The organism is Micromonospora sp. PTRAS2, from assembly GCF_054052245.1.
The window spans coordinates 250,959-263,987 of sequence record NZ_JBSWBU010000004.1; the positions used below are offsets into that span (position 1 = coordinate 250,959).

At 73.2% G+C, this 13,029-nt stretch carries 11 protein-coding genes and 1 tRNA gene; 8 read left to right on the forward strand and 4 right to left on the reverse strand.

Annotated features, from left to right (window positions below):
- Positions 1-80 precede the first annotated feature (80 nt).
- The gene (locus ACVMYR_RS16095; RefSeq protein ID WP_043966977.1) at positions 81-527 is read left to right on the forward strand and encodes an SRPBCC family protein; all 447 of its coding nucleotides are present in this window, start codon (positions 81-83) and stop codon (positions 525-527) included.
- Between the two features lie 101 nt (positions 528-628).
- Here the strand turns inward: ACVMYR_RS16095 and ACVMYR_RS16100 are convergent, their stop codons facing one another.
- From ACVMYR_RS16100 to aceE, 3 genes are all read right to left on the reverse strand, one after another.
- Positions 629-1,552, reverse strand: coding sequence for a hypothetical protein (locus ACVMYR_RS16100; protein ID WP_077938880.1), 924 nt, complete (start codon positions 1,550-1,552; stop codon positions 629-631).
- Positions 1,549-2,838, reverse strand: a complete 1,290-nt coding sequence (locus tag ACVMYR_RS16105; RefSeq protein WP_396787759.1) for a choice-of-anchor B family protein — start codon at positions 2,836-2,838, stop codon at positions 1,549-1,551. The genes ACVMYR_RS16100 and ACVMYR_RS16105 overlap by 4 nt, the downstream gene beginning before the upstream one ends.
- Before the next feature lie 153 nt (positions 2,839-2,991).
- Complete coding sequence (gene aceE / locus ACVMYR_RS16110) at positions 2,992-5,736, reverse strand: pyruvate dehydrogenase (acetyl-transferring), homodimeric type (RefSeq protein ID WP_077938882.1); 2,745 nt, start codon at positions 5,734-5,736, stop codon at positions 2,992-2,994.
- Positions 5,737-5,893: 157 nt separating this feature from the next.
- Here aceE and ACVMYR_RS16115 point away from each other — a divergent pair, with 157 nt between their 5' ends.
- Both ACVMYR_RS16115 and ACVMYR_RS16120 read left to right on the forward strand, forming a co-directional pair.
- The gene (locus tag ACVMYR_RS16115) at positions 5,894-6,214 is read left to right on the forward strand and encodes a hypothetical protein (protein ID WP_077938883.1); all 321 of its coding nucleotides are present in this window, start codon (positions 5,894-5,896) and stop codon (positions 6,212-6,214) included.
- A gap of 92 nt (positions 6,215-6,306) precedes the next feature.
- Complete coding sequence (locus ACVMYR_RS16120; RefSeq protein WP_176734070.1) at positions 6,307-6,711, forward strand: secondary thiamine-phosphate synthase enzyme YjbQ; 405 nt, start codon at positions 6,307-6,309, stop codon at positions 6,709-6,711.
- Positions 6,712-6,788: 77 nt separating this feature from the next.
- Here ACVMYR_RS16120 and ACVMYR_RS16125 read toward each other — a convergent pair whose 3' ends face one another.
- Positions 6,789-8,432, reverse strand: coding sequence for an alkaline phosphatase D family protein (locus ACVMYR_RS16125; protein ID WP_457122142.1), 1,644 nt, complete (start codon positions 8,430-8,432; stop codon positions 6,789-6,791).
- 191 nt (positions 8,433-8,623) lie between these two features.
- On the opposite strand from ACVMYR_RS16125, the gene ACVMYR_RS16130 reads away from it, so the two are divergent.
- The 5 genes from ACVMYR_RS16130 (at position 8,624) to ACVMYR_RS16150 (ending at position 13,007) form a co-directional block, all read left to right on the forward strand.
- On the forward strand, positions 8,624-9,106 hold the full coding sequence (locus ACVMYR_RS16130) for a MarR family winged helix-turn-helix transcriptional regulator (RefSeq protein ID WP_077938886.1): 483 nt from the start codon (positions 8,624-8,626) through the stop codon (positions 9,104-9,106).
- Between the two features lie 79 nt (positions 9,107-9,185).
- Positions 9,186-11,735, forward strand: coding sequence for a transketolase C-terminal domain-containing protein (locus ACVMYR_RS16135; RefSeq protein WP_457122143.1), 2,550 nt, complete (start codon positions 9,186-9,188; stop codon positions 11,733-11,735).
- 112 nt (positions 11,736-11,847) lie between these two features.
- Positions 11,848-12,285: a DUF3052 domain-containing protein gene (locus ACVMYR_RS16140; RefSeq protein WP_043966983.1), complete on the forward strand. Its 438-nt coding sequence runs from the start codon at positions 11,848-11,850 to the stop codon at positions 12,283-12,285.
- A gap of 100 nt (positions 12,286-12,385) precedes the next feature.
- Complete coding sequence (locus tag ACVMYR_RS16145; RefSeq protein ID WP_077938888.1) at positions 12,386-12,853, forward strand: peroxiredoxin; 468 nt, start codon at positions 12,386-12,388, stop codon at positions 12,851-12,853.
- 82 nt (positions 12,854-12,935) lie between these two features.
- Positions 12,936-13,007, forward strand: a tRNA-Val gene (locus ACVMYR_RS16150).
- Positions 13,008-13,029: the final 22 nt, after the last annotated feature.

The window sequence follows — 13,029 nt, forward strand, 5'->3', positions numbered from 1 at the left end:
TCCAAAGTTGTCCGATTGAGTCCGATTTGGCGCATAGAGTGACGAATATCGCGGATGTCCTCAGTGGGGGAAAGAACGAAATGATCCTCGTGGAACGCAGTGCGCACGTGATGGCGCCGGTGGAAGCGGTCTGGGAAGTCGTGCAGCGGGCCGAGCAGTTGCCGGCCTGGCTGGCGGGAGTTCGCGCGGCGGAGGTCCTCTCGGGGGAGGGCTTCGGCCGGCGACAACTGGTCCAGGCCGGGCGCGGGTCGGCGCACGAGGCCGAGGTGATCGCCTTCCAGGAGCCGACCCTGATCGGCTGGCGGGAGCGCGCCAAGGGCGCCGGTGCCCGGGCCGAGGCCCGCACCGAGATCTACGTCCAGCTCACCGCAGACGAGGAGGAGGGCGGGACCATCGTGCGGCTCATCGTCGTACGCTGGCCCGCCGGCCCGGTCAAGGCCGCCCTCCTCCGGCTCGGGCTGCGGCGGGTCGGCGCCGACCTGGAGGACTCGCTGGCCCGGCTGACCGACCTGGCCGCCGTCGGCTGAGCGGGGCACGTCTCACAGCGCCATCCGCGACGGCGGTGGCCCGACCCGTCCCGGCCAGGGGCGAGACGGACCACCGCCGTCACACTGCCCGGCGCGGGCCGTCAGGCCGTCACCGTGAACGCGGCCACGTGTACCTCGTCGAGGTGCCGGAACTCGAAGAAGAGGCGGTACGTGCCCGCCGAGGGCACCTGCATCCCGAACGCCACCACGGAACTGGGCCGGCTCGCCGCCGCCGGGTGCACGTGCAGGTAGGCCAGGTCGCCGTGGCGCAACGCGACCAGGTGCCCGTACGCGCCCAGGTGCGGTTGCAGGTCGTTCACCGGCCGGCCGTCGCGCCCCAGCCACACCAGGACCTGGTTCGCCTCGCCCGGGCGTAGGCCGCCGTCGAGGGTGACGGTGTACCCGTCGACGACGACGGTCTCCTGGGGTTGTTCCGGCGGCCTCGGCGCGTACCGGCCGGGCACCGCGACGTCCGCCCCGAGCGTCACCTGCCGCGCCGCGCCGACCGGCCAGAAGTCGGCGATCGCCCGCAACGGCCCGGCAGCCGCCGGGCCGACCGCCGCCCGCCAGGTGCCGTCCGCGTCCAGCTCCGGGTGCACGTGCTGGTAGTCGGTCAGGTCCCGCGACACCAGCACCAGGTGCATCAGCCGTTCGTGGACGGGCTGGAAGGCGGTCACCGGCAGGCCCGCCGCGTCGGTGATCCGGAACGCCAGCTTCCCGGCCCGGCCGGCGGTCAGGGTGGTGGTGTCCAGGGCGAGGGTGTAGCCGTCCCGGGACAGCTGCAACCCGGCTGGCTCGTGGTCGGCGTGCCCGACCGGACCGGGCGTCGCCGACCGTACGGTGGCGGGCGGGCCGCCGAACCGGCCCGCCGCGAAGCCGACCGCGAGGGTGAGGGCGAGGATCAGCCCCGCCGCCACGGCCCGGGCGGCCCGACCGGCCGGGGGTGGGGCCTGTGCGTCCCCCTGCCGGGGACGCCCGGGTGGGGGCGCCCCCAGCAGGACCAGCCGGCGTTGCGTCGTCGTCACGGCAGCCGGGGCGCGAGGACGAAGAGGCCCTGCTCGATGCCGCTGACCACGATGATCCCGCTGGGGAAGTACGGGTACGTGCTCCACGCCCCGTTCATCGAGTTGCTGTTGCTCGACGGGTAGATGTCGAAGTAGCCGGCCTCGGTCGCCCGCCCACTGGCCACCTCGGCCAGGTCCAGGATGCGCAACCCCGCCCGGTAGTTGGCCTGGTAGCTGTATCTGCCCTTGACGTACTGGTTGTGGTCGGTGGCAGTCACCCCGGCGGGCGCGCTGTAGGTGCCGATGTGCCGGGGCGCGTCGAGGTCGGCCAGGTCCCACAGGTACGTCTGGGTGTTCACCCCGCGCCGGGACTCGTCCAGCTCGTCGTCGAGGAGGAAGTACCGCTGGTCCCCGGTGAACCACCCCTGGTGGGTGTACGCCCGCCCGGTGTAACCGATGCGGGAGAGCTGCCGCGGCGCCGACTTGGTGGTCACGTCCACCACGGTCACGGTGTCCTCGTTGGAGTTCACGCAGATCTCCCGCCCGGTGTAGGCGGTGTCCGGGCCCCGGTAGACCACGCACTGGGTGTCGTGGGTGTATCCGTCGGTGCTGACGCAGCCGGCCGAGGCCGGCGACTTCGGCGTCCGGATGTCGATCATGTGCAGCCCGCCGCTGCACGTGTTCGTGCCGACCGCGTACGCGTACCCGGTCTCCTCGTTGATGGCGATGTTGTGCGCGTTGCCGAACTGGCCGTACCGCGCGTCCGCCGTCCAGGTCTGCGGGGCGGTGACGCCGCGCAGCCGGGTCAGGTCGAACACCTGCATCCCGTGGCCCGACACGTCGGCCACCACGTACGCGTGGTCGCGGTAGACCTTGATGTCGCGCCAGATCGCGGTGCGGTTCTGGTAGGCGGGCAGGTTGCCCAGGTACACGGGGGCCGTCGGGTTGGACACGTCGACGAACGAGGTGCCGTTGCGCCGCCCCACCAGCGCGTACTCCCGGCCGGTCAGGCTGTCGGTCCAGCCCCAGATGTCGTTGGCCTGGCTGCCGCCGATGTCGGCCAGCGGCAGGAACGACAGCAGGTCGACGTTGCGGCAGGGGTAGCCGGCGGCCTGACCGTTGGTGCAGGTCGCCGCCGCCTGGGCCGCCAACCGGTGGGTCGGCTCCCGCTGGGCCATGAACTCCTGCGCCGAGGCGCGCCCGGCCGGGGTGTCCGGCGAGTGCGCGACCAGGGGTTGGCCCGACCCGAGCAGTGACGCCGCGAGGGCGCCGACCGCCAGGGCGACTCCGATTCGGACGACTCGCATGGCGCCTCCTACCGTCAGCGATTTTATCGAGAAGGATGGATTCGCCTCGGTGGTCGGGACAAGGTGGTGGGGGATACCGGTCGGGTCATATCGTCCCCGACACGCCGAGGGGCCCGGCGCTCCGCGCCGGGCCCCTCGGGTCGCTGCCGCGACCTAGCTGTCGCCGCCGGTCTCGCCGACCGGTGCCGCGTTGACGTCATCGATGGCGTACTTCTTCGCCGCCTCGGTCGGGACCTGTGCCGGCACCGCGCCGCGCAGGGCGAGCTGCCGCAGCGTCGCGACCGTCACCGACTCGGCGTCGACGTGGAAGTGCCGGCGCAGCGCGTGCCGGGTGTCGGACATGCCGAACCCGTCGGTGCCGAGCGAGGTGTAGTCGCCCGGTACCCAGCGGGCGATCAGGTCCGGTACGGCGCGCATCCAGTCGCTGACCGCGACCTTCGGCCCGTCGGCGTCGGCCAGCTTCCGCTGGATGTACGGCACCCGCTGCTCCGCGCCCGGGTTGAGCAGGTTGTGCTCCTCGCACTCCACCGCGTCGCGGCGCAGCTCCGTCCAGGAGGTCACCGACCACACGTCGGCGGCCACCCCCCAGTCCTGGGCGAGCAGCTGCTGCGCCTTGAGCGCCCACTGCATGCCCGTGCCGGAGGCCAGGATGTTGGCCCTCGGCCCGTCGCCCTCGACCTTCGGAGCGGGGGAGTAGCGGTAGATGCCCTTGAGCAGCCCCTCGACGTCCACGTCGGCCGGCTCGGCCGGCTGGTGGATCGGCTCGTTGTAGACGGTCAGGTAGTAGAAGATGTTCTCCGGCTGCTCGCCGTACATCCGGTGCAGGCCGTTCTCCATGATGTGCGCCAGCTCGAACGCGAACGCCGCGTCGTAGGCGACCACCGCCGGGTTGGTGGCGGCGAGCAGCAGCGAGTGGCCGTCCTCGTGCTGGAGGCCCTCGCCGTTGAGCGTGGTGCGCCCGGCGGTCGCGCCGAGCACGAAGCCCCGTGCCATCTGGTCGGCCGCCGCCCAGAACCCGTCGCCGGTGCGCTGGAAGCCGAACATCGAGTAGAAGATGTACAGCGGGATCATCGGCTCGCCGTGCGTGGCGTACGCCGTGCCGGCGGCGGTGAACGAGGCCACCGAGCCGGCCTCGTTGATCCCCTCGTGCAGGATCTGACCGGTCGTCGCCTCCTTGTACGACAGGAACAGCTCCCGGTCGACCGAGGTGTAGCGCTGGCCGTGCGGCGAGTAGATCTTCGCCGTCGGGAAGAGCGAGTCCATGCCGAACGTGCGGGCCTCGTCCGGGATGATCGGCACCCAGCGCTTGCCGAACTCCTTGTCCTTCATGATGTCCTTGAGCAGGCGGACGAAGGCCATCGTGGTGGCCACCTTCTGCTTGCCCGAGCCCCGCTTGACGTCGGAGAACCGCTCGCTGCCCGGGATCGCCAGCGTCCGGCCGGCGGTCCGCCGCGACGGGAGGTAGCCGCCGAGCTGCTCCCGGCGCTCCCGCAGGTAGGCGATCTCCTCGGACTTCTCGCCCGGGGTGAAGTACGGCGGGAGGTAGGGGTTCTCCTCCAGCGTCTTGTCCGAGATGTCCAGGTAGAGCCGGTCGCGGAAGAGCTTCAGGTCGTCCAGCGTCAGCTTCTTCATCTGGTGCGTGGCGTTGCGGCCCTCGAAGTGCGAGCCGAGCGTCCAGCCCTTGATCGTCTTGGCCAGGATCACCGTCGGCTGGCCGGTGTGCTCCATCGCCGCCTTGTAGGCCGCGTAGAGCTTGCGGTAGTCGTGCCCGCCCCGCTTGAGGTTCCAGATCTCGTCGTCGGTGAGCCCCTCGACCATCTTGCGGGTGCGCGCGTCGCGGCCGAAGAAGTGCTCCCGCACGTACGCCCCGGACTCCGCCTTGTAGGTCTGGTAGTCACCGTCGGGCGTGCTGTTCATCAGGTTGACCAGCGCGCCGTCGGTGTCGGCGGCGAGCAGCGGGTCCCACTCGCGGCCCCAGACCACCTTGATGACGTTCCAGCCGGCGCCCCGGAAGAACGCCTCCAGCTCCTGCATGACCTTGCCGTTGCCCCGGACCGGCCCGTCGAGCCGCTGCAGGTTGCAGTTGATCACGAAGGTGAGGTTGTCCAGCTCCTCGCGGGCGGCCACGCCGATCGCGCCGAGCGACTCGACCTCGTCCATCTCGCCGTCGCCGAGGAACGCCCACACGTGCTGCTGCGAGGTGTCCTTGATGCCCCGGTGGTGCAGGTAGCGGTTGAACCGGGCCTGGTAGATCGCGTTCAGCGGGCCGAGGCCCATCGAGACGGTCGGGAACTCCCAGAAGTCCGGCATCAGCCGCGGGTGCGGGTACGACGGCAGCCCGCCGCCCGGGTGGGACAGCTCCTGGCGGAACCCGTCGAGCTGGTTCTCGCTCAGCCGCCCCTCCAGGAACGCCCGCGCGTACATGCCCGGCGAGGCGTGACCCTGGTAGAAGATGTGGTCGCCGCCGCCCGGGTGGTCCTTGCCCCGGAAGAAGTGGTTGAAGCCCACCTCGTAGAGCGACGCGGAGCTGGCGAACGTCGAGATGTGCCCGCCGACGCCGATCTCGGGGCGCTGCGCGCGGTGCACCAGCATCGCCGCGTTCCACCGGATGTACGCCCGGATCCGCCGCTCGATGTGCTCGTCACCCGGGAACCACGGCTCGCGCTCCGGCGGGATGGTGTTGATGTAGTCGGTGGTGGTCAGCGACGGCACCCCGACCTGGCGCTCCCGCGCGCGCTCCAGCAGGCGCAGCATCACGTACCGGGCGCGTTTGGTTCCGCGCTCGTCGATGACACCGTCCAGCGACTCGACCCATTCGCCGGTCTCTTCGGGGTCGATGTCCGGAAGCTGGCTCGGCAGACCGGCGGTGATCACCGGGCGCTTGCGTTCCGTGGCCACAGGCGTTCCCTCGGTTGTGTGTGGGATAGGTCTCTAGACGTTCATCCTGCCTTCTACCGACGGTTTTCGTCACGTCTGCCTCCCCCAGACGCGACGCTCAACACAGGTACCCGTCGGTAACTTATGGCTGCTTGCGGCCATCTCCTACCGTCGACCCATGACGATGCTGCGAGCCGTGGCGAGCGCACTCGTGCTGGCCGGAGCGCTCACCCTGCTGCTGTCGGTGCTCGGCCTCGCCGGCGGCCGACTCGACGCCGCCCCCGTGGGGCTGCTCGGCCTGGCCCTGCTCGCCGCGGGCCTGGTGCTGCTCAACCGCACCGGCGGCCGGAGCGCCCGCTACGGCTACGCCACCACCACCGGCGACCCCGCCGCCTCGTACGGCTCCGGCGCGTACGGCGCGGGCGCGGGCCAGCCCGGTGCCGACTTCCACGCCGGCGACGCCGGCACCGGCTGGTCCGGCGACCCGGGCCCCGGCTGAGGCAGGCCCGGCCGGCTCCCGGCTGACGGAAGCCCGGCCGCGACCCGGGTCCCGGCTGACAGGCCCCGGGTTCCGGCGGCAGAATGCGCCGTATGCGCACCGAGGTGATCACCGTCCAGACCGGCTCCCGACCGACCGTCCGGGACATCACCGCCGAGGCGGAACGGTTCGTCTCCGGCGCCGGCGACGGCCTGCTGCACGTCTTCGTGCCGCACGCCACCGCCGGGCTCGCCGTCATCGAGACCGGGGCCGGCTCCGACGACGACCTGCTCCGGGCGCTGGACGACCTGCTGCCCACCGACGACCGCTGGCGGCACCGGCACGGCTCGCCCGGCCACGGGCGCGACCACGTGCTGCCCGGCCTCGTCCCGCCGTACGCGACCCTGCCGGTGATCGACGGGCGGCTCGCGCTCGGCACCTGGCAGTCCATCTGCCTGGTCGACACCAACGGCGACAACCCCACCCGCAAGGTCCGCTTCTCGTTCCTGCCCGGCTGACCGCCCGCCGGCGCGCCCGGCTGACCGCCCGCCGGCGCGCCCGGCTGACCGCGCGTCGGCCCGCGCCGGCCGCCCGGTCAGGGCCGCAGGGTCTCCGCCTCCACCGTCTGCCGGCCCAGGTCCGCCCCGGCCCCCGGGGCGGTGCGCGCGGCCGGTGCCGGCGGCCGGTCGTACGTCTGGTGCAGGCCCGGCACCCGGTCCTCGATCACAAACGTCGCCCGGGTGTACGCCGGGGCGTCCGGCCGGCTCACGTACGGCACCACGTCGAAGTCGGCCGCCAGCTGCGCCGGGGTGATCGTCGTGCGGACGTACCCCCGGAGGTTGTTCTGGAAGCGCAGGTGCGGGTTGAACGCGAACCACGGGTGGGAGCCCGTCGGCGAGTCCGCGCCGTCGCCGGTCGACGTGACCGAGGAGCAGACCAGCTCGCTGCCGACCGTGCGCGACGTGGGGTCGGCGTAGTCGAGCTTGAGGTCGCTGGCCCAGTGGGCGTGCACGTCGCCGGTGAGCACCACCGGGTTGCGCACCCCGGCGGCCAGCCAGCCCCGGGTGATCCGGTCCCGGGAGGCCACGTACCCGTCCCAGGCGTCCATGCTGGTGACCGTGAGCGGCCCCGAGCTGTTGTCCCGCTGCGCGAAGAAGACCTGCTGGCCCAGGATGTCCCAGCGCGCGTCGGAGCGGCGGAACCCGTCGAGCAGCCACGCCTCCTGCTCCGCCCCCGTGATCGACCGGGCCGGGTCTGCCGCCGCGGCGCACTCCTTGTATCCGTCGCCGCACGCCTGGTCGTCGCGGTACTGCCGGGTGTCGAGCATGTGGAACGTGGCCAGCCGGCCCCAGCGCACCCGCCGGTACAACTGCATGTCGATGCCGCGCGGCAGCGAGGTCCGCCGCAGCGGCATGTTCTCGTAGTACGCCTGGAACGCCGCCGCCCGCCGGGCGAGGAAGTCCGGGTCGGGGGCCTCCGGCACCTCGTCGGCCCAGTTGTTCTCCACCTCGTGGTCGTCGAAGACCACCACCCAGGGGGCCACCGCGTGCGCCGCCTGCAGGTCGGTGTCGGTCTTGTACTGGGCGTGCCGCTGCCGGTAGTTCGCCAGCGTCCGGGTCTCCGGGCCCTCGTGGTCGCGCGGGTTCCCGCCCGGCACCGTGTACGTGCCCTTCTCGTATTCGTACTGGTAGTCGCCCAGGTGCAGGATCAGCTCCGGCTCGGTCTCGGCCAGCCGCCGGTACGCGGTGAAGTATCCGTGCTCGTACTGCGAGCAGGAGACGAAGCCCATCGCCAGGGCCGACGGCAGGGTTCCCGGCGCCGGCGCGGTGCGGGTGCGCCCGACCGGGGACGCGTACCCCTCGGCCCGGAACCGGTAGAAGTACTCCCGGCCCGGCAGCAGCCCGCCCAGCTCCACGTGCACGCTGTGCGCCGACTCGGGTCGGGCCTGCGCCACGCCGCGCCGCACCACGTGTCGCAGCCCCTCGTCGGCGGCGACCTCCCAGGTCACCGCCACCGGTCGCGCCGGCATGCCGCCCAGGCCGTCCTCCGCGAGGGGCTGCGGGGCCAGCCGCGTCCACAGCACGAAACCCTCGTGGTCCGGGTCGCCGGAGGCCACCCCGAGGGTGAACGGGTCCTGCCGCAGCGGGCGGGCCGCCGCCGCGCCGGCCGCCACGGGCAGCCCGGCCACCGCGCCGACCGCCGCGCCGGAGAGCAGGATCGTACGTCGGGACAGTGTCACGGTTTCCTCCCCAGAGTCCGTGTTGTTCGACTCCGGGGAGCGTCGCGCCCGCCGATGGCCGTGAGGTGAAAGGAAGGGCCCCTTGTTATCGCCTTTTGTCGAACAAGGGCCCCCTGTTAACACCCGCCGGGCGGTCGGGCGGCCAAACTGATGGAGGTGGTCAACAGTTGCGCTGGGCGTACGATTGCGGCATGGCGCAGCGCATCCCCACCGAGGCGGGGCCTCCCTCGGGTGGCCGCGTCGACCTGGCCGGTGCCGCCGTACGCCGGATCATGCACGTCGCCTCGGCCATCCGGCACCGGCAGGAGGCCGGGGTGGCCGGGCTGGGCCTGACCCCGGCCGTCGCCCGGGCGCTGCACGTGCTGGACCCGGACCGCCCGCTGCCGGCCCGAACTCTGGCCGACCAGCTGCGCTGCGACCGTTCCAACGTCACCACCCTGGTCGACAAGCTGGAGCAGGCGGGCCTCGTGGAGCGCCGGGCCGACCCGACCGACCGGCGGCAGAAGACCCTCGTGGTCACCGAGGCGGGCCGGCGGATGCGCGACCGCGTCGAGCGGGTGATGTCGGACTCCCGACTCCTCGCCGGGCTCAGCGACGCCGAGCTGGCCACCCTGCACGAGCTGATGTGGAAGGTCGCCGACGGCGACTGCCCAGGGGAGCGCGCCCCGCGGTGACGCGCCGCCGGGGCCGGCGGCGACGGTGACCCGCCCCGGGCGGACGTGTCTGAGTGGGCGACCGGCCGCCGCGTCGGTAATGCTGTCGGACGTGACCACCCCGCAAGATCTCGACGACCGGTTCCGGGAGGCCCTCGCCGGGCTCGCCGCCGCGCCCCGGCGACGTGACCCGGCCGAGCGGGTCCACGACGGCGCGCCGCTGACCGGGGCGCAACTGCTGGACCTCTTCGACGCCCAGGTCACCAGCCGGCAGCTGGACCTCGCCGGGCGGTGGCTGCGCAGCTTCGGCGAGGGCTTCTACACCATCGGCTCCGCCGGCCACGAGGGCAACGCCGCGGTCGCCGCCGCGCTGCGCCCCGGCGACCCGGCCCTGCTGCACTACCGTTCGGGCGCGTTCTACTGCCTCCGCGCCGCCCAGGCCGCCGGGGAGGTCGCCTTCCCCGGGCCGGAGGGGGAGACCGACGCGTCGACGCCCGGGGCGCAGGCCGCGCCGCCCGAGGCGGCACCCGCGGGGCCCGAGGCGGAGGGAACGCCGCCCGCGGCCGGGACCCCGGCCGAGGTCGAGGCCAGGGCGGAGGCGGGGACAGGTGGCGAGGCCGCGGACGGCACGGCCGACGACCCGGCGGCGGGCCGCGACGGTGCGGCCGGGCGGGCGGACGCGTACGCCGGTGCCGCCCGGGACGTGCTGCGCGGGATGGTCGCCTCGGCCCGGGAGCCGATCGCCGGGGGCCGGCACAAGGTCTTCGGCCGGGCCGATCTCGCGATCGTCCCGACCACCTCCACCATCGCCTCGCACCTGCCCCGGGCGGTCGGCGCGGGGCTGGCCCTGGAACGGCTGCGCCGCCGCGACCCGGCCGGGCGGCGGGCCGGCGCGGACCCGCTCGGCGACGTCGGGCAGCCGCCCCGCTCTCCGTGGCCGCCGGACGCCATCGTGGTCTGCTCGTTCGGCGACGCCTCGGTCAACCACGCCAGCGCCACCGCCGCGTTCAACACCGCCGGCTGGTACGACCACACCGGCCTGCGCATCCCGGTGCTCTTCGTCTGCGAGGACAACGGGCTCGGCATCAGCGTCCGGTCCCCGAAGGGCTGGGTGGAGGCGACCCTGCGGTCCAAGCCGGGCATCCGCTACTTCTCCGCCGACGGCACCGACCCCGTGCAGGCGTACGAGGCGGCCGTGGAGGCGGCCGGCTGGGTGCGCCGGCACCGGCGGCCGGCCGTGCTGCACCTGAGCACCGTACGGCTGATGGGGCACGCCGGCGCGGACGCCGAGGCCGCGTACCGCAGCTCCGGCGAGATCGCCGCGGACCTGGACCGGGACCCGCTGCTGGCCACCGCCCGGCTGCTCGTGGCGGCGGGCGTCGCCACGACCGACGAGCTGCTGGCCCGCTACGACGAGCGCGGCTGGCAGGTACGCCGCATCGCCGAGGAGGTGCTCGGCGAACCGAAACTCGCCTCCGCGGCCGAGGTGGTCGCCGAGACCGCGCCCCGCCGCCCGGCCCGGGTGGCCCGCGCGGTCGCCGACGCGGCGACCCGGGCCGGCGGGCCCGGCGCGGCGGCCCGCGCGGACGTGTTCGGCGGCCGGCTGCCCGAGGCGGCCGGCCCGCTCACCCTGGCGCAGACCATCAACGCCGCCCTCGCCGACGGCATGCTCGACCACCCCGGGATGGTCGTCTTCGGCGAGGACGTCGCCGCCAGGGGCGGGGTGTACGGGGTGACGAAGGGCCTGCGCGACCGGTACGGCGCGGCCCGGGTCTTCGACACGCTGCTCGACGAGACGTCGATCCTCGGGCTCGGGCTGGGCGCCGGGCTGGCCGGGCTGCTGCCGGTGCCGGAGATCCAGTACCTGGCGTACCTGCACAACGCCGAGGACCAGCTGCGCGGCGAGGCGGCGACGATGCGGTTCTTCTCCTCGGGGGCGTTCCGCAACCCGATGGTGGTGCGGGTGCCGGGGCTGGCGTACCAGGAGGGCTTCGGCGGGCACTTCCACAACGACAACTCCCTGGCCGTGCTGCGGGACGTGCCCGGGCTGGTGATCGCGGTGCCGGCGCGGCCGGACGACGCCGCCGCGATGGTGCGTACCTGCCTGGCGAGCGCGGCCGTCGACGGCAGCGTCTGCGTGCTGGTGGAGCCGATCGCGCTTTACCACACCCGCGACCTCTACACGGAGGGCGACGGCGAATGGCTGGCCGACTACGCCGGGCCGGGCGCGTGGGCCGCCGGCCACGCGCCGGTCGGCCGGGCCCGGGTGTACGGCGTCGGCTCCGCCGAGGACGTCACGATCGTCACTTTCGGTAACGGGGTGCCGATGTCGCTGCGCGCCGCCGCCACCCTCGCCGACGAGGGGATCGGCAGCCGCGTCGTCGACCTGCGCTGGATCGCCCCGCTGCCGGTCGCGGACATCGTCCGGGAGGCGTCGGTGACCGGCCGGGTGCTGGTCGTGGACGAGACCCGCCGCTCCGGCGGGGTCGGCGAGGGGGTGCTCGCGGCGCTGGTCGACGGCGGGTTCGTCGGTGCGGCACGCCGGGTGGCCTCAGTTGACTCGTTTGTACCATTAGGTCCGGCAGCGCGTGCGGTGCTGGTCACCGAGGATGCCATCACCCAGGGTGCCCGTACGCTGCTGGCACGGTAAATTCCGTTCCACCCGGTGCGCCACTTGCGCGGGGGGCCGCGAGTGTGTGGACTTTGCCTGACGGCGTCACCGCGACGCCGCGAGCAGGGACGAGATGAGGAGGCACGCGACAGTGAGCGCGACCGCTGGTCAGGCCGCCGACGGGGTACGCAGCCTGGCGGACCGGTTCGGTATCGAGCCGGGGATGGTCGTCATGGAGATGGGGTACGACGAGGACGTCGACCAGGATCTCCGGGACGCCCTGACCGACCGCTGTGGAGAGCTGGTCGACGAGGACACCGACGAGGTGGTCGACGCGGTGCTGGTCTGGTACCGCGACGGCGACGGTGACCTCTTCGAGCTGCTCGTCGACGCCCTCGGCCCGCTGGCCGACAACGGCGTCGTGTGGCTGCTGACCCCCAAGGCCGGGCGGGAGGGCCACGTCGAGCCGAGCGAGATCGCGGAGTCCGCGCCCACCGCCGGCCTGCAACAGACGTCCACGGTCAACGCCGGCCGGGACTGGAGCGGTGCCCGTCTCGTGCTGCGCCGGGGCGCCAAGGCCAAGAAGTAGCCGAACCTGCCCCCGCCCGTGGGGCCGGCCACACTCGGTGGCCCCGGCCCTCGGGTGTGGCAGGCTGATGCCACCTCCAGAATCGACCCAAGGAGCTCGCATGCCGATCGAGGTTGGCGCCGAGGCGCCGGACTTCGTGCTCAAGGACCAGAACAACCAGGAGGTCCGGTTGTCGGACTTCCGCGGCAAGCGCACCGTGCTGCTGGTCTTCTACCCGCTCGCCTTCACCGGCATCTGCCAGGGCGAGCTGTGCGAGGTGCGGGACAACCTCAACGAGTACGTCAACGACGACGTCCAGGTGCTCACCGTGAGCGTGGACTCGGTCTACGCCCACAAGATCTGGGCCGAGAAGGAGGGCTACCAGTTCCCGCTGCTGGCCGACTTCTGGCCGCACGGCGCGGTCGCCCAGGCGTACGGCGTCTTCAACGACGTCGCGGGCATCGCCAACCGGGGCACGTTCGTGATCGACAAGGCCGGCGCCGTCCGGTTCGCCGAGATGAACATGCCGGGCGAGGCGCGCGACCAGCAGGGCTGGCGCAAGGCGCTGGCCGACGCGGTCGCCGCCTGATCCCACCACGGGCACACCGGCGCGGCGGGCCGGAGTCGGCAGGGTAAGCTTGCCGGACTCCGGCCCGCCGCGCGGGCGTTCGGGGCGCGTAGCTCAGTGGGAGAGCACTCGCCTTACAAGCGAGGGGTCGCAGGTTCGAAACCTGCCGCGCCCACCCATCACCACCAGCGCGGAAA